This is a genomic window from Candidatus Limimorpha sp. (assembly GCF_056203535.1).
This window is the reverse complement of the sequence record NZ_JBADWU010000058.1, coordinates 1-21,557: the sequence shown is the minus strand read 5'-3', so window position 1 is coordinate 21,557 and position 21,557 is coordinate 1. Positions and strand designations below refer to the sequence as shown.

Below are 21,557 nucleotides of genomic sequence, written 5' to 3'. Positions count from 1 at the left end.
GTCCTAATACACTTCAAACTCCTCCGCAAACCGAATCAGGTTGTCAATGCCTTGCGTCAGGACTTCTTTCGGCTGCGCAATGTTAATGCGGATGTAGTTGTTCCATTCCTTGCCGAAATGCACACCGGGGATAACGCCAGTTTGCGTGTTTTCGTAGAGCGCAAGGCCGAAACGCAGGCCGTCGTTCCATTTTTCGGGCAATTTCGCCCAAACGAAATAGCCGCCGTCGTTTTGCGGACATTCGAATCCCGCCTTGGCAAGCCGTTGGTTGGCAAAATTATAGTTTTCAATGATGGTGTTTCTCAATTCATTGATGCATTTCTCCGATTCAGGTAAATCGAGGAACTCGGCAATGGCTTGCTGCTGTGGCGCCGCCGACGACAATCCGATGTAATCGTGGATGAAACTGATTTGTGAAAAATGCTTTTCATGGAAAAGGAAATAACCCACGCGCCAACCCGTGATGGAATATTTCTTCGAGAAACTGTTGGCATAGAACACGTTGGGCGAGATGCGGTCGATAGGGTAGTAGGGGCGTTCTCCGTTGAAATACAGTTCGCTGTAAACGGAATCTATAATAAGGTATGAACCGAACTCTTCGCACAAGTCAATGAGGTAATTCAGTTTCTCCCTGCTGATGGTCTTGCCGTAAGGGTTGCCGGGCGAAGCAATGAAAATCAGGTTTATCTTGTTGCTGATGAAGAACTTGCGGAAATCATCATTGTCGAAATAATTTTCCGGATTGACTTTGTAAGTGCAGTAATTGTTGCCGAAAATGCGCGGCAGGTTGCTGTACGATTCATAGGCGGGCGAGAAACTCATGGCGGTGAAATCCTTGCCGTGAATCGATTGCAAATAGGTGTAAATCAGCGAGACAGCTTCGGTAGCGCCGCTGGTAACGAAAATCTTGGTGGTGTCGGCACGTTGCGCATATTTCTTGTCCAATTGCTGTAGCAAAAGGTGGTTGCCGCAGCCGGGAGCGTATTGGTGAACGTTGGTGCGGCTGATGACATCGGCGAAAATCTCCAATAGTTTCTCGGGTGGACGGAATCCGGGAATGCCTTGTGCAAGGTTCACGCCGCCCTTGAGTTTTATCATGTTGCTGAAATAGCTGATCATCGAACCGGTGATGACCGGCAACTGCGTTTTGGTGTCGAGGTAACTCATAAAATGAAATGCTTATTGTTGGGCAAAATTAGCAAAAATAATGGGAGTCATATACATGACGGCACAAATAGTTTTTGCCGTTTCCCGCCCACTGCCCAAAATGGATTTTTTTATACAAAGGTAAATAATTGCAATAAAAAATGTATTTTTGTAGCCTCTTAGCTTAATAAAAAGACATCAGGAGCAAATAATATGTTGAATTGTCGGGATAATATTAAAAGTGTTTATAACTGTTTGAATATTAAGCTATTAGGAGTTGATATATATATATATATCAGATAATCAATACTTTACTAAAATCCGTAGATTTTTACGACGTTTCATAGCGGAGCTGTGCGCCTTGGCGTGCGGCTTTTTTCGTTTTGTCGGGATTCAAGGATTCAGGATTGCAGGAGGAAAGCTCCCTGAGCTTGTCGAAGGGAAGGGGGAATTGAGGATTAAGAATAGTTAAACAGTCTAAAAATCAAAAAGTCAAACCTTTAAATATTAAATAATTAAATCTTTAAATCAAACAACATGAAGAAACAATTGAATTTCAGATTCTTAAGCCAAGGCTATGAACCTCCGCGGGCGGAGAGCGTTGCGGTTGCTCAGGAAAGCATCCTGTGCGCGTCGCCGTCAGACATCAACGCTGGCTTTGAGGGATTCACTACAGGCGACGGAGCCTGGGACGGCCTCGGCGGCGGCCCCGAAAGCATGACGACGACAGACGGCGCATGGTAAACCAAACGAGAACAATCAATTAAATCAAAAAGGTTAAAAGACAAAATCAAACGTAAAATGAAGAAATTAACGATGATCTGCATGTCGGCTTTGCTGATGCTGGCCGTTTCATGCAAGAAAGACAAGAAAGACGAAATCGAGAACTCTGGCAACGGCTTTCGCGCCACGGTGGAGAGCCATGAAAGCACTGGCAAGACCCACTTGGAAGGCCTTGCCGTGAAATGGGACAGCGGCGATGAAATACTGGTGAAGAGCAGCACCTGCACCACACCAAAGCGTTTCACCACCACAGGCACCGATGCCTCGGCCAACTTCGATGCAGCAGAATCGCTGCCTACGAACTTCTACGCACCACCCTACACGGGCTATTATCCTGCCGACAAGTTCTCAGGCGACCAGCTCACGCTGCCGCCAACCCAGCAGTATGACGAAAACAACACCTTCGCCAGCGGCACCAACCCGATGGCGGCCACTTCAAGCGAGACACTGCTGCCTTTCAAGAACGTGTGCGGTGTGCTCAAACTGCAGCTCTACAGCGCAACAGCCTGCCAGGTGCAGAGCATAAGCATCACCTCAAACAGTAGCGAACAACTCTACGGCACGGGTACCGTGACCCTCACCGATGGCTTTCCGACCCTCGGCACGCTGAGCAACGGCGGCACCACGCTGACGCTCGTCATGGGCGAGGGCGGCAAGGCAATGAGCACCAGCGAAAGCCAGCCTTCCGCCTACTACTTCGTGGTTCCGGTCGGCACGCTTAGCACGAGCTTCACCGTGAAGGTTACGGAGACCAACGGCAACGTGTGGACGAAGACCGCCAACGCCCCCCAGAACCTCATCGCCCGCAGCCAGATTACCGTGCTGCCGAAACAGGCGGTGGCCACATATACGCCTATCATGCCAAGCAGCGTAACCTTGACCGCCGGATGCTCCAATGAAAACATCTACAACGTGGGCGGTTCGGTTACCGTTCCTGAGGGCACACACACCTGCGAGTTCGGCCTTGTGTACAGCGACAGCGACAACACACCTACCATTGAGGAAGGCGCGCAAAAGGTTGTGGCCGGCACCGCCACATTCTCAGGCACCAAGGAATTCACCGCCGACATCACTGGCCTCACCGCCGGCACTACCTACCACGTGCGCGCCTACGCCATGATTGTAGGCACCGCCTACAGCACGGCCAAGGACTTCAGCAACACACCGCTGCCATTGCCAAGCAACTGGACCAACGGCAAAAACCCACATCCGTTCACCGTGGGCATGAACGGCGAAACCCCGAGAAAAGTCTTCTTCTCTCAGGGCAACCTTCAGTACTGTGCCACTGGTTCTACTGCCGAAGTTGCTCTAGGTGAAAATGTTGGCGGCACATGGCGTTTCGCCGAGCACCAGTTCGACTTTGTCGGAGATGCCACCAATGGAAATGTATATAAAGATGGTGTCAAGTGCAACAACGCAAATGTTGCGCAGACCTACGACGGCTGGATAGACCTGTTCGGCTGGGGCACCTCTGGCTACAACCATAACAATAGAGCCTACCAGCCCTGGAAAAAGAATACATCTCCACTCAACGATTACTATGTCTACAACTCTAATAACAAAAACCTTGAAGGCGGCCCTGCTCCTCACACGGGCAAGGCCGACTGGGGCAATGCCAACGCCATCATTAACGGCGGCAATACTGCCGGCAGCTGGCGCACGCTGACCAAGAACGAGTGGGTGTATCTCATCAACACCCGCACAGATAGTGACGGTAATCCACTCTACGGCGAGGGCAAGGTGGGCAACTGCACGCCGGGTCTGATCATCCTTCCTGATGACTGGGAAACGTATAAACCAAATCTGCCTTTCACTCCCGGCACATCTTCGTGGTCGAATGTCTACAGTTACTCCGAGTGGTCACTGATGGAGGCCGCCGGGGCCGTATTCCTTCCTGCCGCTGGCTACCGCGATAATAGTTCGGTCAAAAACGTGGGATCAAATGGCTACTACTACTCGTCGTCGTTCGAAAGTACGACCTACGTGTACCGCCTCAAATTCTCCAGTGACAATGTCAGTCCTGGCGATCACGTCAGTCGCTCCTATGGTAACTCTGTGCGCCTCGTGTCTAAGAATTGAAAAATGCTGGTAGAGAGCTAACAAACAAACAAGAACAAGAATGAAAACAGAGGGAGGAGGAGCGCATGGCGTGCCTCTTCCTTGTTTTGTGTGGGGTAATAAATCTGTGCGTTAGCCAATCTGTGTTAATTTATGCGCCTGCGCATTAAAATTTAATCCGCGTAAAATCTGCGTCATCCGCGTTATCTGCGGTTTTATGAAAAATAAATCTGTCCAATCTGAAAATCTGTAGTTTATTGGAAATCAGCGTAATCAGCGGTTTTCAAAAAAAATCATGTTCCGCCAAGGCGGTAGAGAGTAAATACGGAGGAAATTAAAGAGTAAATTAAAGAGTAAATTTTTTCGTGCGCCAGCCAATCTGTGGAATTTTTGCGCTTGCGCATTTATAATTTCTGTGTAATCTGTGAAATCTGTAGTTTATTGAAAATCAGCGTAATCTGTGTAATCTGCGGTTTCAAAAAACCTCTGCGGAAGTCAGCGGCATCTGCGGGAGAAAGAAATCTGCTGAAAATCCTTATTGATTTAGGCTGGGGTTGAAAATAAGTGCCAAAATAATTGTCTGAATCAGTAAAAGTTACGGATAAGTTTCATATCTTTGCAGTCCGTTTTGAACCTTATTTCGGTCTGGTTGTAAAAATCAGAGGTTCAATGTGATAACAAAAAGTTTAACCTCCTCGTCCGTGGCATCCGAAGCATGGTCGGGTACAATTCAAAACAAATTTACAAATGGCAGAAAACGAAAACATCATCAACGAGGCTATGCCAGCAGAACAAAAGCCAGTTGAAAAAGCTCCTAAGGCTCCTAAGCAGAAACCAGTTCCAGCAGCTGATTTCGATTGGAACTCATCACACAAAAAGTTCGACAACTATTCAGCTGACGAACGCACAAAGCTCGAAGAAAAGTATGCAAACACAATGAACCAGGTCGCTGACCACGATGTCATCGAAGGTACTGTGGTTGCCATCACTCCTCGCGAAGTCGTTGTCAACATTGGCTACAAGTCAGATGGTGTTATTCCGGTTGCTGAATTCCGCACCAATCCAAACCTGAAGGTTGGCGATAAGGTTGAAGTTTTCGTCGAAAATCAGGAAGGTGTCAACGGTCAGCTCGTGCTTTCACACAAGAAGGCCATCATGCTCCAGGCTTGGGATCGCGTCAACGCAGCTTACGAAAGCGGCGAAATCGTCAATGGTTATGTCAAGAGCCGCACCAAGGGTGGCCTCATCGTCGAAGTGTTCGGCCTCGAAGCCTTCTTGCCAGGTTCACAGATTGACGTTAAGCCTATCCGCGACTACGACGTATTCGTCAACAGCGTAATGGAATTCAAAGTCGTGAAAATCAACCAGGAATTCAAGAACGTGGTTGTTTCTCACAAAGCTCTTATCGAAGACGAAATCGAACAGCAGAAAGCTGAAATCATCGGCAAACTCGAAAAGGGTCAAGTCCTTGAAGGTGTTGTCAAGAACATCACTTCTTACGGTGTGTTCATCGATCTCGGCGGTGTTGATGGTCTCATCCACATCACCGACCTCAGCTGGGGCCGCATCAACAACCCAGAAGAAGTCGTTAAGCTCGACGAAAAGATCAAGGTCGTTATCCTTGACTTCGACGAAGGTAAGAAACGTATCGCTCTCGGCCTGAAGCAGCTCACTCCTCATCCATGGGATGCTCTCGATGCTGAACTCAAGGTTGGTGACAGCGTTAAGGGTAAGGTTGTCGTCATCGCCGACTACGGCGCATTCGTCGAAATCGCTCCTGGCGTTGAAGGCCTCATCCACGTTTCGGAAATGTCATGGTCACAGCACCTCCGCACCGCTCAGGACTTCCTGAAGGTTGGCGACGAAGTGGAAGCTCAGATCCTGACCCTCGACCGCGAAGAACGCAAGATGTCTCTCGGTATGAAGCAGCTCATGCCAGACCCATGGGCAAACATTGCAGAACGTTATCCTATCAACTCAAAGCACACTGCTACAGTGCGTAACTTCACCAACTTCGGCATCTTCGTCGAACTGGAAGAAGGTGTTGACGGCCTCATCCACATCAGCGACCTCAGCTGGTCCAAGAAGATCAAGCACCCGGCTGAATTCACAAAGGTTGGCGAAACCATCGACGTCGTCGTTCTCGATGTCGACCAGGAAAACCGTCGCCTCAGCCTCGGCCACAAGCAGCTTGAAGAAAATCCTTGGGATGTGTTCGAAGGCGTGTTCACACTCGGTTCAATGCACCAGGGCACTGTCATCAGCGCTTCCGATAAGGGCGTTGTCGTTTCATTGCCTTACGGCGTCGAAGGCTTCTGCCCAAGCCGCTACATGAAGAAGGAAGACGGCACCAACGCTAAGGTTGAAGACGTCCTCGATTTCAAGGTCCTCGAATTCAACAAGGAAATCAAGAGAATCGTTCTCGCTCTTCCTAAGGTTGAAACCGAAAAGGAACCTAAGTCAAGCGAAGAAAAGGCTGCCGATAAGGCTGCTAAGCAAGCCAAGCGCGCTGTCAAACAAATCAATGACACCATTGAACGCAGCACCCTCGGTGACCTTGATGTCCTCGCTGGCCTGAAGGAAAACCTTGAAAAGCAGGAAAAGGCTGCCAAGGAAAATGGCGCTGAATAAACCTGAATTGACGGAATAACTTATTTTGTCATACGGAAAACCGCTCTCGTTTTGAGGGCGGTTTTTTATTTTGTTTTGGCTTTCGTAATCTGTTTTTTTGAACCGCAGATTACATAGATTACGCTGATTTTTAGCTAACTACAGGTTTGGTAGATTACGCAGAATTATTAATACGCACCCTTCGACTTCGCTTAGGAGCCGCGCATAAATTGACACATTAAACTGAACACGGATTGAACGGATTGGCACGGAAATGTTTTGCCCGCAAAACATCCATCCGAAAGATCCGTGTTATCCGTGTTCGGAACATTGCCGCGCAAGCGGCACTGGAAGATTCTGTGATTCCGATTAGGAAGCTTTTGGGACAATTACAGATTGGACGGATTGAATGGATTGGATTTTTTGGACCGCTTTATACTGAACACGGATTGAACGGATTGGCACGGAAATGTTTTGCTCGCAAAACATCCATCCGAAAGATCCGTGTTATCCGTGTTCGGAACATTGCCGCGCAAGCGGCCTTGAAAGGTTCTGTAGTTCCGATTAGGAAGCGGCTGGTGGTCTGGCAAGGATTAATGAAAGATTCATGTGAGATTTGTTTCCAAAAAACGGCAAAACCTTGGCTAAAACACACCCATGCAGTGACCTCAAACCCCTTCAACCTGTCGGAGGTGTGTGATGAAGACTTCAAACCCGTTCAACCTGGTCGGAGGTGTATGAAAGAGACTTTTCACCCCGTTTTATCGGTCGTTTTGTCATGTATCGACATTAAAAAGGGCCTTTAACCTGGTTTTCGGTCGCCTTGCGTGACCAAAAACCCCGTTAAACCTGCCAATTAGTCATGTGCAAACATGTTTTACCCCCTTCAACCTATCAAAAGGTGTTGCATCAAGACCATCGACCCCGTTCAACCTATCAGAGGGTGTTGTGTCAAGACCATCGACCCCGTTCAACCTATCAGAGGGTGTTGCTTCAAGACCATCGACCCCGTTCAACCTGTCGGAGGTGTGTGACGAAGACCTAAAACCCCTTCAACCTGTCGGAGGTGATGGATGGTAACGCTTGAATTTGCTCCTTTCTTGCAAAATATTGACTTCGGTGTTCGCCCGTTTCATTATTTCGTTATTTTTGCAACAAATTCACATGGCTCATGCCGACAATAATCAGACTTCTCTCAAAAATAACTATATTTGCCTCCTGAAACAGAACGAAAACTATGTCTAATTCAATCTTTTGGAACGATATTCAGCAAATCATTGATGAAGGTTTTTCTTCCAATGGATTAAATAAACTGGAACTATATGCAGAGCAATTCATCAACCAACAACTTGTATATAAGCGATTTTCATCGTTTGAACAGCATGGCTGCGCAGCAGGAGGTGTTGCTAATGTTGTTGCAACCCTTCTCGCGGGAGCAGATGCTGGAACAGATCATGCTGATTCATTCTCAAACGATTTCCAAGGAGAATGTAAACGCGGAAAGACGCAAGAACAAAGAATAGAACAATGGGCAAGAAAGAAACAATGTTGGTTGGACAATGTTGACCTTGTTTTGCCAAGGGCCTTGGGTGAACAACTTGCAGAAGGCGGGGAAGCTCATGTGTATCAGCAGGGAACAAACTTGATTAAATCCATCGGTTTGGACTACTATATTCAGCCCATTTTGGCTTTGGATAGGATTTCGCTGCACAACACCTATTTCCCGGAAACCAAGCTATTGGTCGTTGGGTTTGGGCGAACATCGGAAGGCAATTTTCAGATTGTCGCAGAACAATCATTCATTCAAGGTACTAAAATGTCAGACAAAGAGATTCATGATTTTGCCTTAAAACTTGGCTTTGACTGCATAAATCCCAAGAATTGGACATACGCAACTCCGGAGATTTACTTGAGCGACTTGCATGATGAAAACGTGATTCGTTCATATAGAGGGAATGTCTTTGTGATTGATTGTGATATTAGAATTAATACTCCAAAACTTCGCTGCGGAGGAATTAGAACCTTGACAACGGAGGTTGAATTTAAATAACGAATAACAAACAGATTATCATTTAATTGTAAAATATAGAAAATCTTTTTAATTGACATATAATTATTAACCAATAGCGTTTGCTATTTATTCGGATTGTCCTGAAACGTAGGAAATTTCAATGACAAAGTAATCCATGATGATAGTAGCTGACGCCCATGCTTCCCGCGTGGGCGACATTTATCTAGGATTACGGGCAATTCCTACGGCCTCAGGACATAGATAAGCTGGAGTTCACGCTTTTTCTATGTCCTGTTTCCGATAGATGAGTTGCCCGATGCAAATCTGATAAGATGGCCGCCGCTATATAAGTCGGTAGCATGGAGGAAATCAAACAATTTGATAACATCAATCATCGTCTTGTCGATGATTTGAAAATCACACTCACCCAAGGCTGTAAGGTTTCGGTGGCAGCCGCTTCTTTCTCCATCTATGCTTTCGAGGCCTTGAAAGAGGAATTGGAAGGGATAGATGAACTTCGTTTCATTTTCACTTCTCCTACCTTTACCAAGGAATCGACATGCAGGCAAACCCGCGAATTTTTCATTCCAAAACTCAACCGTGAGCGCTCGCTTTACGGTTCCGATTTCGAGGTGAAACTCCGTAACCAGCTCACGCAAAAAGCTATCGCCAAGGAATGTGCCGATTGGATTAGGCAAAAGGTGCGGTTCAAGACCAATGTCTCGAACGGTCAAATCCAAAACTATCTTAATGTCGTCCAGAAGGATGCCCGTCTCACTTACCAGCCTTTCAATGAGTTCTCTACCACTGAATTGGGCTGTGAGAAGGGAAACAATATCTGTCCTTTGACGATGCGAGTTTCCTCGCCTTACGCTGATAACTATTTGCAGAACTTCAATAGCCTATGGAACGATTCCGAACGTATTCAGGAAGTGACGGATACGGTGCTGAGCAATATCGAGAATGTGTATAAGGAAAACAGCCCGGAATTTATCTATTTCGTCACGCTCTACAATATTTTCCATGAGTTTCTGGAGGATATTTCCGAGGATGTGCTTCCCAATGAGGCCACGGGGTTCAAGGATAGCCAGATTTGGAATAAGCTTTACAATTTCCAGAAAGATGCCGCACTCGCCATCATCAATAAATTGGAGAAATACAATGGCTGCATTCTGGCTGATAGCGTCGGTTTGGGTAAGACCTTTACAGCCCTTTCGGTTATCAAGTACTATGAAAACCGCAATAAAAGCGTCTTGGTGCTATGCCCGAAGAAACTGTGCGACAACTGGATGACTTTCCGCTCCAACTACATCAACAATCCCATTGCAAAAGATAGGTTGCGTTACGATGTGCTGTTCCATTCCGACCTTTCGCGCAATGGCGGCAGCTCGAATGGCATCGACCTCCGTCACATCAATTGGGGAAATTACGACCTTGTCGTCATCGACGAGTCGCACAATTTCCGCAATGGCGGGAAGGTCAGCACAAGCGATGATGACGAAAAGAAGGAAAACCGTTACCTCAAGCTGATGAATAAGGTGATTCGCTCAGGTGTGAAGACAAAGGTCTTGATGCTTTCGGCAACACCAGTCAACAACCGTTTCAACGACTTGAAGAACCAGCTGCAACTCGCCTACGAGGGTGAAGTGAAACAAATTGATGACAAACTGAACACCAGCAGTTCGCTCGACGACATCTTCCGTCAGGCGCAAAAGGCCTATAACATCTGGTCGAAACTGCCCAATGCCGAACGCACTACCGACAGGCTCCTGGGCATGCTCAGTTTCGATTTCTTCGAAGTGCTTGATTCCGTCACCATTGCCCGAAGCCGAAAACATATCGAGGCCTATTACGATACTTCGGCCATCGGCAAATTTCCAACCCGTTTGACGCCCATTTCCCGACGACCGCCACTTACCAATAGGTCGGGCGCCATCAACTACAAGGAAATCTTTGAGCAATTGCAAAAGCTGAACCTTGCCATCTACACGCCTTCGCATTTCATCTTGCCAAGTAAGATTGCAAAATACAATCCGCAATTGGGTGAGGGAAAAAGCGGTCTATCGCTCGAAGGCCGTGAAATGGGCATCCGTCGGCTGATGTGCATCCTCATGCTGAAACGCTTGGAAAGTTCCGTCAATTCATTCCGCCTCACACTCGAGAGGGTGGAGACACTCATCAAGAACACGATAGAACGTATCGACAACCACGAAGCGGAAATTGATGTTGAAGAAGCGCAAGACTGGGACTTCGACATCGAGGACATGGAAGACGATGTGTTTGTCGGGACCAAGAAGAATAAGATTGCGCTCGACGACATGGACTACATCTCGTGGAGGAATTATCTACAAAAGGACTATGAAGAACTTGAACTGACCCGATTGATGGTAGCCGACATTACGCCTGAATACGACAGCAAACTGCAACAGCTCATTGCCGACCTGAAAAACAAGTTTGAACATCCTATCAACGGGAACAACAAGAAAGTGATTATCTTCACGGCTTTCTCCGATACTGCCGTCTATCTTTACGACAATCTGGCCAAAGGCATACAGGAAAAGTATGGCATGGACACGGCCTTGGTAACGGGCGATGTGGAGGCTCGCTGCAACGCAAGGCATATCGGCAAACTCGATTTCAACAAGGTCTTGACCCTCTTTTCGCCTGTCTCTAAAGAAAAGGAAGTCATTTATCCTGAAATCAACGAGGAGATAGAAGTCCTCATTGCCACCGACTGCATTAGCGAGGGACAGAACCTGCAGGATTGCGACTACCTTATTAATTATGACATCCACTGGAATCCGGTAAGAATCATTCAGCGTTTCGGACGTATCGACCGAATCGGCTCAAGGAACGCTGTCATACAGTTGGTGAACTATTGGCCCGACCTGACGCTTGACGAATACATCGACCTGAAAGGCCGCGTCGAAGCCCGAATGAAAATCTCGGTGCTGGCTTCAACGGGCGACGACAATCCCATCTCGCCTGAAGAAAAAGGCGACCTTGAATACCGAAAGGCGCAACTCAAGAAACTACAGGAAGAAGTGGTTGACATTGAGGAAATGAACAACGGCATTTCCATCATGGACCTCGGCCTGAATGAATTCCGCCTCGACCTGCTCGAATACATCAAGACCCACGAAGATGTGGAACACACGCCCTTTGGACTCCATGCCGTTGTGGAGCATGACGCTTATTCGCAGCCAGGCGTGATTTTCGTACTGAAAAACCGCGACAATGGTGTCAATATCGACAAGAAGAACCGCCTCCATCCATTCTATATGGTCTATATTTCCAATTCGGGCGAAGTGATTGTGAATCACTTGAGTCCAAAGGAATTGTTAGACAAGTTCAGACGGCTCTGCAAAGGCGTAAACCGTCCACAGGCAAAGCTTTGCAAGGAGTTCAACAAGGAAACAAAGGATGGTTTCAGGATGCAGGCTTACTCGAAATTGCTTGGAGAGGCCATCAACGGCATCATCAATGTGAAGGAAGAGTCGGACTTGGACAGCTTCCTCGGAGGCATACAAACCGAGTTGTTCACCCAACCCATCACCGGATTGGACGACTTTGAACTGATAACTTTTCTGGTGATAAGGTGATGAGCAAAATTAGTTCACATATTGAAAACAAGACAACGAGGTCGCGGGATTGCGAGAATACGAGGCGTCTCGAAGCCCCGCAGCCTCGCAGCCTCGAAATCCCATGCCCGTTTATGATGTAGTGTGTTTTTTGAACGGTTACTTAAGATAAAAGGAGAACAATATGTTAGGACTACCCCAAGCGACAGAGATAAGCCAGCAGCTTCCGAAGAAGACCATCTTCGCCAAGTTCGGATTGAAGCCCGCGCAACGCGAACACTTTGATGATGACATCAGCAGGATGCTTATCGTGAACGCCATTTCGCCGACCACCATTCCAACGCTTCGGAAAGGGAGCGAAGTGGAGTGCATCTATGTCGTGGAGGTGATGCTGAAAAAGCCAGACTACGACCCGAAGAACCTCCTTTTGCTGTGCGGACTCATTCCGCAGCGAATGGTCTTTGCCTTGCGTTATGCCGACCAGCTGCAATTGGCCATTTCTCACACCAAGCTGATTATGGGCCGTTGGCAAAACCAAGAGGCCGTTTCCCTTCAGTTGCAAGGCATTGATCTCGACGAGGTTTGGGACAACCTTGTGATTGCCATTGGCGAAATTGGCATAGAGGGTGACCGTTCGCTTGAAGAACAAATTGCCATTGACGAAGCCAAACGCAAGCTGCTGAAGGAAATAGAGCAACTCGAAAAGAAAGCGCGTAACGAGAAACAGCCGAGAAAGAAACTGAAACTGTTTGAAGAACTGCGCGATAAACAAAGAGAATTTTTAAAGTCATTTCAAAAATAATCGTAAATCATCATAATATGGATAAACTAAAAATGCACACTGCCGATATTACCGATGCTAATATCCAAAAGATTGGCGAATTGTTCCCCAACTGCCTGACGGAGCGATTGGACGAAAACGGCAAGCCCGAAAGAGCCATTGATTTTGACAAACTCAAACAGGAGTTATCGAAAGAGATTGTTGAAGGCAATCAGGAGCGTTACCAATTCACATGGCCAGGGAAGCGCGAGGCAATGCGCTTGGCCAATATGCCTACCAATATGACTTTGCGCCCTTGCCGTGAAGACAGTGTTGACTTCGACAACACCGAAAACCTCTACATTGAAGGCGACAACCTTGAAGTACTGAAACTCTTGCGCGAAAACTACCTCGGCAAGGTGAAGATGATTTACATCGATCCGCCTTACAATACGGGAAAGGATTTTGTGTATGAAGATGATTTTAGTGCGTCTGCCGAAGAATTTAAGGATAAAAGCGGCATGTTTGATGCTGATGGCAATATGCTGTTGGATAATTATCAATTAAATCCTTCAAGTGAAGGAAGGTTTCATACAAAGTGGCTTAATGATATGTACCCAAGACTTAAGGTTGCAAAAGATTTATTATCTGAAAATGGCATATTGTTTATTTCAATTGATGATAGGGAATTGGATAATGTTAGAAAAATGTGTGATGAGATTTTTGGCTTTTCCAATAGGCTTGATCGAGGAAGTATGATTTGGGTAAATAGAGGCTCTTCAAAGGGGTTTACGAAAATTGTTAAAAATCATGAATTCATATTAGGATATGGTAAAAACGCGGAAATAGTTATAAGTTCATTTGGCGAAAATAATGCTGATAATTTAGAACCATTAGAGCATTATTGCTTCAATAAGCCAAGTCCAAAAAATCCATATAATGAATTGGTTTTTAAGAAAGGTTGTCCAATAGAAGGAGTTAAAGATGCTGTGTTTATTGGTCAAGTTGGAACTGATGTGAAACTTGATATTGTTAATGGAGAGATGGTTTTCAAAAATGGAGTACTTCAAAATGATGTTACTCTTAGAGGAACATGGCCATACAAAAATCAGATTGAAACTTTTTTTCAAAACAAAGAAAAGGGCTTGCCTACATTTGACAATAAAGGACAGGAATGGGTTGAAATATATTTCAATCGCAATGGTATGCCAAGATATAAAAAACAACGAAACAATAATATAATTAGTTCTGTAATAGACGAAGAAGGTATACCTAATTATGGGTCAAAGGACATTTCGGATTTGTTTGGGAAAAAAGAAATATTTCCATTTCCTAAACCTGTTGAACTATTAGAATATTTGATTGACTATTTCCTTCCAGACAATGCTTTGATTTTCGATTTTTTCAGTGGAAGTGCAACAACCGCACATGCAATAATGAACTATAATAGTAGAAAAAACGGAAGAAGGAAATTTATTATGGTTCAGTTGCCTGAAAAGACTGATGAAAACAGCGAAGCCTACAAAGCAGGTTACAAAAACATCTGTGAAATCGGCAAGGAGCGCATCCGTAGGGCAGGGAAGAAGATAAAGGAAGAGAATCCGCTGACAACACAAGACTTGGACACCGGTTTCCGCGTCCTCAAGCTCGACACTTCCAACATGGAGGATGTCTATTACAAGCCGGAGGAGTTTTCGGACTTGCGTCTTTTCGAGGACAATGTGAAGCCCGACCGCACGCCCGAAGACTTGCTTTTCCAAGTAATGCTTGAATGTAATCTGCCACTTTCGGCTAAGATTGAGAAGAAAACCATTGCGGGCAAGGAAGTCTTCAATGTGAACGAAGGCTACCTCATCGCCTGCTTCGATGAAGATGTCAATGAGCAGGTCATCACCGAAGTGGCCAAGCAGCAGCCCTATTACTTCATTATGCGCGACAAGTCGTTAAGCTCCGACAACGTGGCCGACAATTTCGAGCAGATTTTCAATGCTTATAGTAAGGATACGATTAGAAAGATATTGTAATTATGAATGAAGGAACTCGGGATACTATAAAAGGAATTCTATCCCAAAATGATGTTGCATTTGTGATAGGCAATGGCATCAATCAACGTTTTTTTAATGATGTTAAATCATGGATAGAGTTGTTGAAATCATTATGGATAAAATTTAATCAGAATGATCCAAATGGTAAATTGTTGGACAATTTCATTGATGGAAATACAAATACATTGAATGGGTTATCCAATACTGAATTATTCGATTTGATTGAACTTAATTTATATAGTCGTACTGTTGACAAGAATTGTTATTTTCGGGATTCGGTCAACTTTTTCCAAGGACAACAAGAAAAATTTCCATCTATTGATTGCAAGATGATAGATGCAATCGCGATGACAGGATCAAAAAATACTCCTTTAAATAATCTTTCAAATGAAAATACAGATTTGATTCAAAATCTTCGGCAAAAAATGGATGAAACAAAAGTGATTTGTCGAGATTGGTGTCAAAATAGTATTGAGGATGCAGATGATTTATCTGATATTGACTGCGTTAATAAAACGATAGAATTTTTTTCAGACCCCACAAAGGTTCGTCTGTACAAAAATCAATTGAAGAAAGAAATTGCAAAGGAGTACGAGGATGAGAAAACTAGCTCTGATTTTAGTTCCTTTATTAAGGTAATGGAGGGCAGAAAGTCTCCAATTTTAACCACTAATTTTGACACTTATATGAGTTCTGCTTTAGGTTTGAAACTGAATAGAATGGGGAATGGATTTACGGATTATTATCCGTGGAATGTGTATTGGGGAAGAGATGAAAAAATAGAATCACCAATTTCTGGATTTGGGATATGGCACATTAATGGATTAAAAAACTATCATCGAAGTATCCAATTAGGGTTAAGTGATTATATGGGAAGTGTTGCTAGAGCTCGAAATATGATTCATTATAAAAACATGAACGATTTTTTTGATGGTAAAAATGTTGATAATTGGGTTGGATGCAATACGTGGTTGCATATTGTTTTTAATAAACCGTTATTCATCTTTGGCTTGTCTCTCGATGAAAATGAGGTCTTTTTTAGATGGCTGTTAATACAAAGAGCGAAGTTTTCAAGAATGTATGAACGAGATTTAAAAGGTTGGTATGTAGGTAAAAATATTAGTAAGGGGAAATGTGCATTTCTTGAATCGTTAGGTTTTAATGTTATTCGTGCGGATTATGATGATTTATACAATGCATTTTGCTAAAAAATGGTAAATACAATCTTATGAAATTCAACTTCAAGATACAACAATATCAGACCGATGCGGTGGAGAATACCGTAAAGGTGTTTGCTGGTCAGCCCACACACGACGCCACAACCTATCGCCGCGACCTCGGCAAGGTGTCGGGCACCATTGTCTATGAAGAAGAATATGCCGGCTACAGGAATGCCGACATCGAACTCACCGACGAAGTGCTTTTCAGAAACATCAGGCAGATGCAAAACCATTGCGACATTCCCGAATCAGCTGCGCTCTCTCACGACTTGGGACGTGTCGGCCTCGACATCGAGATGGAAACGGGTACGGGAAAGACATACGTCTATATCAAGACGATGTTCGAACTGAACAAGCTGTATGGCTGGAGCAAGTTCATCGTCGTGGTGCCGAGCATTGCCATCCGCGAAGGCGTGAACAAGAGTTTCAAAATGCTCGAAGACCACTTCATGGAACATTATGGCAAGAAAGCCAGATACTTTGTCTATAACAGCTCGAACCTCCAGCAGTTGGATTCCTATAGCTCCGATGCGGGTATCAATGTGATGATTATCAATACCCAGGCTTTCGCATCCTCAATGAAAGAAGGCGCAAGAAACGCAGCGTCAAAGATTATTTACAGCGAACGCGACGAGTTCGGCAGCCGCAAGCCCATAGATGTGTTGGCGGCCAACCGCCCCATCATCATTATGGACGAACCGCAGAAGATGGAAGGCGAAGCAACGCAGACAGCCTTGAAACGCTTCAAGCCGCTTTTCGTACTCTATTATTCGGCCACGCACAAAACCATCCACAACTGCATTTACGCATTGGATGCGTTGGATGCCTACAAGCAGAAACTTGTCAAGAAAATTCAGGTGAAAGGTTTCGAGGTGAAGAACATCAAGGGTAATTCGGCCTATCTGTATCTAGATGACATCGTCTTGTCGAAAAACAAGCCGCCGCAAGCAAAAATCGAGCTTCAGGTGCAAGGTGCTTCCGCCATTCGCCGTGAGTCGCGTCGCTTCGATTTGCACGATAGCCTTTATGCAGTGTCAGGTTTGAAGGTATATGACGGTTTTACCATTTCCGACATCGACGCTTTCCGTGGTTGCGTCACCTTCCTCAATGGCCTTACCCTATACAAAGGCGAAGTGTATGGCGACACTACCGAAGAAGCCATGCAGCGTGTCCAGATTCGCGAAACCATAGCTTCGCATTTCGAGAAAGAACGCACCTTATTTGAAAAAGGTATCAAGACGCTTTCGCTTTTCTTCGTTGATGAAGTGGCTCATTATAAAAGCTACGACGAAGAAGGCAACGTGGTGAAAGGCCCTTTCTGGAAATACTTCGAACAGGAATATAACAACTATCTGAGCGAAAACATGTCGCTTTTCGACGATGACTATCAGGCCTACTTGCGCCAGTTTGATGCAAGTCAGGTGCATCGTGGCTATTTCTCCATCGACAAGAAAGGCCGTTCTGTCAATAGCGAAACGTCACGCGGCAGCGACACGTCTGACGATATCACGGCATACGACCTTATCTTGAAGAACAAGGAACGTCTGTTGAGTTTCGAAGAACCTACACGTTTCATCTTTTCCCATTCCGCTTTGCGTGAAGGCTGGGACAACCCAAATGTGTTCCAGATTTGTACCCTTCGTCATGCCGATTCCACCATTGCCAGGCGTCAGGAAGTAGGCCGAGGCTTGAGAATCTGCGTCAACCAGCACGGCACCCGTATGGATAAGGAGGAACTGGGCGACAATGTGCATGATGTCAACAAACTTACTGTCATTGCCAACGAGAGTTATTCGACCTTTGTGAAAGGACTTCAGGATGAGACAAAACAGGCATTGCGAGAGCGCCCGACCAAGGCAACGCAAGCATATTTTGAAGGGCTGCATAAGTTTAAGGATGGTCACACATTGCAGATTGACCAGCAGCAGGCAAACGTCATCTATACCTATTTAATCATGAATGGCTATGTTGACAAGGATGATAACATTCAGCAGAGTTATAAGGACGCTGCCGACAATGGAACGCTTGCACCGATGGCCATGTTCCCAATGCTGGAACCGATTGAGGATGATGTCCATAAACTGATACAGGCGGTGTATGAGACTGAAAGTGAAGTGGATTCGATGGTCGAGAACGGTCATGCCTCTACAATTGTTGATAACAAGTTGAACGACAATTTCAGCAAGAAAGAGTTTCAGGCCCTTTGGAAGAGCATCAACCACAAATATGTCTATACGGTTCACTACGATAGCAAGGAACTTATCGAAAAAGCCGTCACTTCAATCAACGCAAGGCTTGCAGTTGCCGAACTGAAATATGTCATGACGGTTGGCAACCAGGAGGAAGTCGATACGTTTGGCGAAACACAGACTAAGACGACGACCTTGTCAACAGTGAGCACCTCGACGGTGAAATATGATTTGGTAGGCGAGATAGCCAGACGCACCACACTGACCCGCCGTACCGTATGCACCATTCTGAAGGGACTCAAGCCGTCCAAGTTAGCGATGTTCCGCAACAATCCCGAAGAGTTTATCAAAAATGTCAGCAAACTCATCAAAGACGAGAAAGCCACGATGATAGTTGAACATATTGAATACGATCGTCTTAACGAGACCTACGATAGCAGCATTTTCACCCAAGAGAAACACGCACAGCCAATCAGCAAGGCCTATAATGCACAGAAGAGCATCATGGACTATGTCTTTACTGATGGTTCGGCTGACAAGAGCATTGAACGTACCTTTGCGGAATCATTAGACATCGCTACTGAAGTCTGTGTCTATGCCAAATTGCCACGCGCGTTCCAGATACCTACGCCAGTCGGAAATTACTCGCCCGATTGGGCCATCGCCTTTAATGATGGTTCGGTTAAGCACGTCTTCTTTGTGGCGGAAACCAAAGGTAGCATGGATAGCATGGATCTTCGTGCCATCGAAAATGCAAAGACCGCTTGCGCCAAAAAACTCTTCCAAAACATTTCGGATGCACACGTCTGTTATGGTGTGGTGTCGGATTATCAGGAACTGATGGATTTGGTGAAAGGGTAGGGGTACATATCTTTTGTTTGCGATATTTTGGGTTAAAAGTAATATATTTTTACTTTTATAGAGAAAAATTGTTTATTTTTGCCTCAAAATTCAAAAAAAAGGAAGAAATGGCAACGCTTAAAAAAATTTCGATTGGAGGTTTCCGCAACATTGATTATGTTGAGATTGATCTTCAAAATCTCACAACCTTATTGGCACCAAATAATTATGGTAAAAGTAATGTGCTGGATGCCATAAAATTTGGTTCGTCGTTTATGCATGTTACAATGGATGAGAAAGCGGAGATGATGCATTCTGCAAATTCTATTCCTATTAATAGTAGTAATGCAGGTAGGCCGTATCGCTTTGAAATTGAAGGGGCTTTAGATGATGGATTGGGCTTTTTGTATAGTTTTAGCTTTCGGTGGTTGATGAATGGCAATCAAGCGGACGGCGAAACTAAAGGAAAGATATTGAGCGAATACCTCGGAATAAAAGATTTTGAGGCGGAAAAGCCAAAATACAAGGTCGTGTTTGATCGTAAGGAAGAGGAAGCAAAATATGACTCGTGTGGACGATGCAACAAGCCAATAGTTGTTTCTTCCGATGAATTGGCCATTAATAAGCTTTCGAATCTTGATTCTTGGAACTATCGGGTTGTTGTAACTGAAATTCTTTCGGTTAAGATACGTTTCCTTAATTCGCTTTCGGATCCTGTCGCTTTTTTTGTCCCTGGTTTTTCGTTTTCTCAAAAAGGGAAGATGGAATTTTCAATTGACCGTGGTTTCCCTGAATATTTATTTCATCTTCAAGAAAAACAGCCAGAATTGTTTGAGTTTTTGACATCTACAATCATGGAACTTGTTCCGATGGTTGAGTCAATAAAACCAATAAGGCAACACTTTTCAGATAAGCAAATGGTTGACGGAATTCCTTTTGAACTGCCTGATAGTTTTGATGTGCTTGTAAAGGAAAAGTGCAATAACCAAGCGACACCTTTCCGTTATCTTTCCACTGGAAGTATGAAGGTGTTGTTTCTTTTGGCCAATTGTATTCGGGCAAATGAAGAAGGTGTGCAATTATTGCTGGTAGAGGAACTTGAGAATTCCATACATCCTAGGCTGATGGAAAATTTGCTGCAATCTATTAGCAGCCTTATTGGTGAAACGAAGCTGTTATTCACGAGTCATTCCACTCACTTGGCACAACATCTTACCGCTGAACAACTCTATGTGGGAATCCCTTCTGACAAAGGTCTTGTTGATTTTCGCACACTCAGGCCGTCAAAAGTGAAAAACGTGTTGAAAATTGCAGCAGCAGGCAACATGTCGCTTGGCGAATACCTTTTTGACTTAATGCTTGATCTTGACGGTGATCATGAACTTATAGATGATTTCTTCAAACCGATTGGCCGAAAGAAGGGAGTGGCGAATGACTAAAAAACAAGACAAAAATCAGGATCCTGAAGAAATGACCGTCATCTTTGTGGAAGGAGATGCCGATGAATTGATTGTAAATAGATTGCTTGACTATTACAAAAGTCTTGGTTGGCAACGTCCATCTGGCGTAAGGGTGGTTAACACGCACGGCACCCCAATTGAGAGAAAAATGAAACAAGGATTGGAACGTATACGTCAATGTTGTAAGAAGTCCTGCTCGTTCCGTGCCGTTTGTTGCGAATACGACACAGATATTTACGAAAAACAAATTCAACAAAAACCAAATTGGAAGAATGTGGAACGAGACCTCAAATCCGACTTCGGTGTTGTCGAATTCTGCCGTCTTGAGGCAAAAACCAGTATTGAGGATTGGATGCTCGATGATTTGGATGGGTTGCTGCGGGGGCTTTCCCTGCCAAAAGACACTAATCCCAAAGGAACAAATGGACAGGAAAAAGTTGCATCATTATTCCATAGGAAAAACATCGCTTACTCTCGTAGTAAAGGTTCAAAAAACATTGCACCTGTTGTCGAAAAATTAGATATGTCCAAGATACGTAAAGCTAGAAAGACTGAATTGAAAGGGTTGGAAAGGATGTTGGGTGTTGATGAAACTTTTAATTCGAATGGATAAAAAGATTACTCTCCCTTTTTCTCGAAAAAATCATTATTTAGTTTGTGATTTATTAAAAATATGTATTTTTGCAAACTGAATTAGAAAAATTATGTATCTTTCCTTAATTCCGCACACCTGTAATAGATTAAAAGGAATAAAATCCTGAGCAACAAAAAGTTGCCCAGGAGATTGCCATGTCAGGAATTTCACCTATCTTAGTGGTAGAAAACAAAACAAGCAAAAGACTGACAGACATGGC

General features: G+C 44.8%; 14 protein-coding genes. 13 read left to right on the top strand and 1 reads right to left on the bottom strand.

Annotated elements, in window-relative coordinates; all coding sequences use genetic code 11:
- Positions 1-3: 3 nt before the first annotated feature.
- The gene (locus AC06MN_RS06930) at positions 4-1,167 is read right to left on the bottom strand and encodes a pyridoxal phosphate-dependent aminotransferase (RefSeq protein WP_475671627.1); all 1,164 of its coding nucleotides are present in this window, start codon (positions 1,165-1,167) and stop codon (positions 4-6) included.
- A gap of 516 nt (positions 1,168-1,683) precedes the next feature.
- On the opposite strand from AC06MN_RS06930, the gene AC06MN_RS06925 reads away from it, so the two are divergent.
- The 13 genes from AC06MN_RS06925 (at position 1,684) to AC06MN_RS06865 (ending at position 21,316) form a co-directional block, all read left to right on the top strand.
- On the top strand, positions 1,684-1,890 hold the full coding sequence (locus AC06MN_RS06925) for a hypothetical protein (RefSeq protein WP_475671626.1): 207 nt from the start codon (positions 1,684-1,686) through the stop codon (positions 1,888-1,890).
- 57 nt (positions 1,891-1,947) lie between these two features.
- On the top strand, positions 1,948-4,008 hold the full coding sequence (locus AC06MN_RS06920) for a hypothetical protein (protein ID WP_475671625.1): 2,061 nt from the start codon (positions 1,948-1,950) through the stop codon (positions 4,006-4,008).
- A gap of 759 nt (positions 4,009-4,767) precedes the next feature.
- Positions 4,768-6,618, top strand: a complete 1,851-nt coding sequence (gene rpsA / locus AC06MN_RS06915; RefSeq protein ID WP_475671691.1) for a 30S ribosomal protein S1 — start codon at positions 4,768-4,770, stop codon at positions 6,616-6,618.
- Between the two features lie 233 nt (positions 6,619-6,851).
- Positions 6,852-7,403: a hypothetical protein gene (locus AC06MN_RS06910; protein ID WP_475671624.1), complete on the top strand. Its 552-nt coding sequence runs from the start codon at positions 6,852-6,854 to the stop codon at positions 7,401-7,403.
- A gap of 66 nt (positions 7,404-7,469) precedes the next feature.
- Positions 7,470-7,631 carry a hypothetical protein gene (locus AC06MN_RS06905; RefSeq protein WP_475671623.1) on the top strand — a complete coding sequence of 54 codons (162 nt, stop codon included), beginning with the start codon at positions 7,470-7,472 and terminating at the stop codon, positions 7,629-7,631.
- A gap of 203 nt (positions 7,632-7,834) precedes the next feature.
- Complete coding sequence (locus AC06MN_RS06900) at positions 7,835-8,647, top strand: putative polyvalent protein kinase domain-containing protein (protein ID WP_475671622.1); 813 nt, start codon at positions 7,835-7,837, stop codon at positions 8,645-8,647.
- Between the two features lie 320 nt (positions 8,648-8,967).
- The gene (locus AC06MN_RS06895) at positions 8,968-12,210 is read left to right on the top strand and encodes a helicase-related protein (protein ID WP_475671621.1); all 3,243 of its coding nucleotides are present in this window, start codon (positions 8,968-8,970) and stop codon (positions 12,208-12,210) included.
- A 163-nt stretch (positions 12,211-12,373) separates the two neighbouring features.
- Entirely contained in the window at positions 12,374-12,991 is a 618-nt protein-coding gene (locus AC06MN_RS06890) for a DUF4391 domain-containing protein (protein ID WP_475671620.1), read from the top strand.
- 17 nt (positions 12,992-13,008) lie between these two features.
- A complete protein-coding gene (locus tag AC06MN_RS06885; protein ID WP_475671619.1) occupies positions 13,009-14,973 on the top strand; it encodes a site-specific DNA-methyltransferase in 1,965 nt (654 codons plus the stop codon).
- Between the two features lie 2 nt (positions 14,974-14,975).
- On the top strand, positions 14,976-16,202 hold the full coding sequence (locus AC06MN_RS06880) for a hypothetical protein (protein ID WP_475671618.1): 1,227 nt from the start codon (positions 14,976-14,978) through the stop codon (positions 16,200-16,202).
- Between the two features lie 20 nt (positions 16,203-16,222).
- Positions 16,223-19,264, top strand: a complete 3,042-nt coding sequence (locus AC06MN_RS06875; protein WP_475671617.1) for a type III restriction-modification system endonuclease — start codon at positions 16,223-16,225, stop codon at positions 19,262-19,264.
- 107 nt (positions 19,265-19,371) lie between these two features.
- The gene (locus AC06MN_RS06870; protein ID WP_475671616.1) at positions 19,372-20,682 is read left to right on the top strand and encodes an AAA family ATPase; all 1,311 of its coding nucleotides are present in this window, start codon (positions 19,372-19,374) and stop codon (positions 20,680-20,682) included.
- Positions 20,675-21,316, top strand: coding sequence for a toprim domain-containing protein (locus AC06MN_RS06865; protein WP_475671615.1), 642 nt, complete (start codon positions 20,675-20,677; stop codon positions 21,314-21,316). The genes AC06MN_RS06870 and AC06MN_RS06865 overlap by 8 nt, the downstream gene beginning before the upstream one ends.
- The last annotated feature ends 241 nt before the right edge of the window (positions 21,317-21,557 follow it).

Excerpts from the sequence above, each read along its gene's own strand:
- AC06MN_RS06900 (WP_475671622.1), top strand. The coding sequence starts at position 7,835 with ATGTCTAATTCAATCTTTTGGAACGATATTCAGCAAATCATTGATGAA.
- AC06MN_RS06865 (WP_475671615.1), top strand. The coding sequence starts at position 20,675 with ATGACTAAAAAACAAGACAAAAATCAGGATCCTGAAGAAATGACCGTC.
- AC06MN_RS06890 (WP_475671620.1), top strand. The coding sequence starts at position 12,374 with ATGTTAGGACTACCCCAAGCGACAGAGATAAGCCAGCAGCTTCCGAAG.
- AC06MN_RS06875 (WP_475671617.1), top strand. The coding sequence starts at position 16,223 with ATGAAATTCAACTTCAAGATACAACAATATCAGACCGATGCGGTGGAG.
- rpsA (WP_475671691.1), top strand. The coding sequence starts at position 4,768 with ATGCCAGCAGAACAAAAGCCAGTTGAAAAAGCTCCTAAGGCTCCTAAG.
- AC06MN_RS06895 (WP_475671621.1), top strand. The coding sequence starts at position 8,968 with ATGGAGGAAATCAAACAATTTGATAACATCAATCATCGTCTTGTCGAT.
- AC06MN_RS06885 (WP_475671619.1), top strand. The coding sequence starts at position 13,009 with ATGGATAAACTAAAAATGCACACTGCCGATATTACCGATGCTAATATC.
- AC06MN_RS06880 (WP_475671618.1), top strand. The coding sequence starts at position 14,976 with ATGAATGAAGGAACTCGGGATACTATAAAAGGAATTCTATCCCAAAAT.
- AC06MN_RS06870 (WP_475671616.1), top strand. The coding sequence starts at position 19,372 with ATGGCAACGCTTAAAAAAATTTCGATTGGAGGTTTCCGCAACATTGAT.
- AC06MN_RS06920 (WP_475671625.1), top strand. The coding sequence starts at position 1,948 with ATGAAGAAATTAACGATGATCTGCATGTCGGCTTTGCTGATGCTGGCC.
- AC06MN_RS06930 (WP_475671627.1), bottom strand. The coding sequence starts at position 1,167 with ATGAGTTACCTCGACACCAAAACGCAGTTGCCGGTCATCACCGGTTCG.
- AC06MN_RS06925 (WP_475671626.1), top strand. The coding sequence starts at position 1,684 with ATGAAGAAACAATTGAATTTCAGATTCTTAAGCCAAGGCTATGAACCT.
- AC06MN_RS06905 (WP_475671623.1), top strand. The coding sequence starts at position 7,470 with ATGTTTTACCCCCTTCAACCTATCAAAAGGTGTTGCATCAAGACCATC.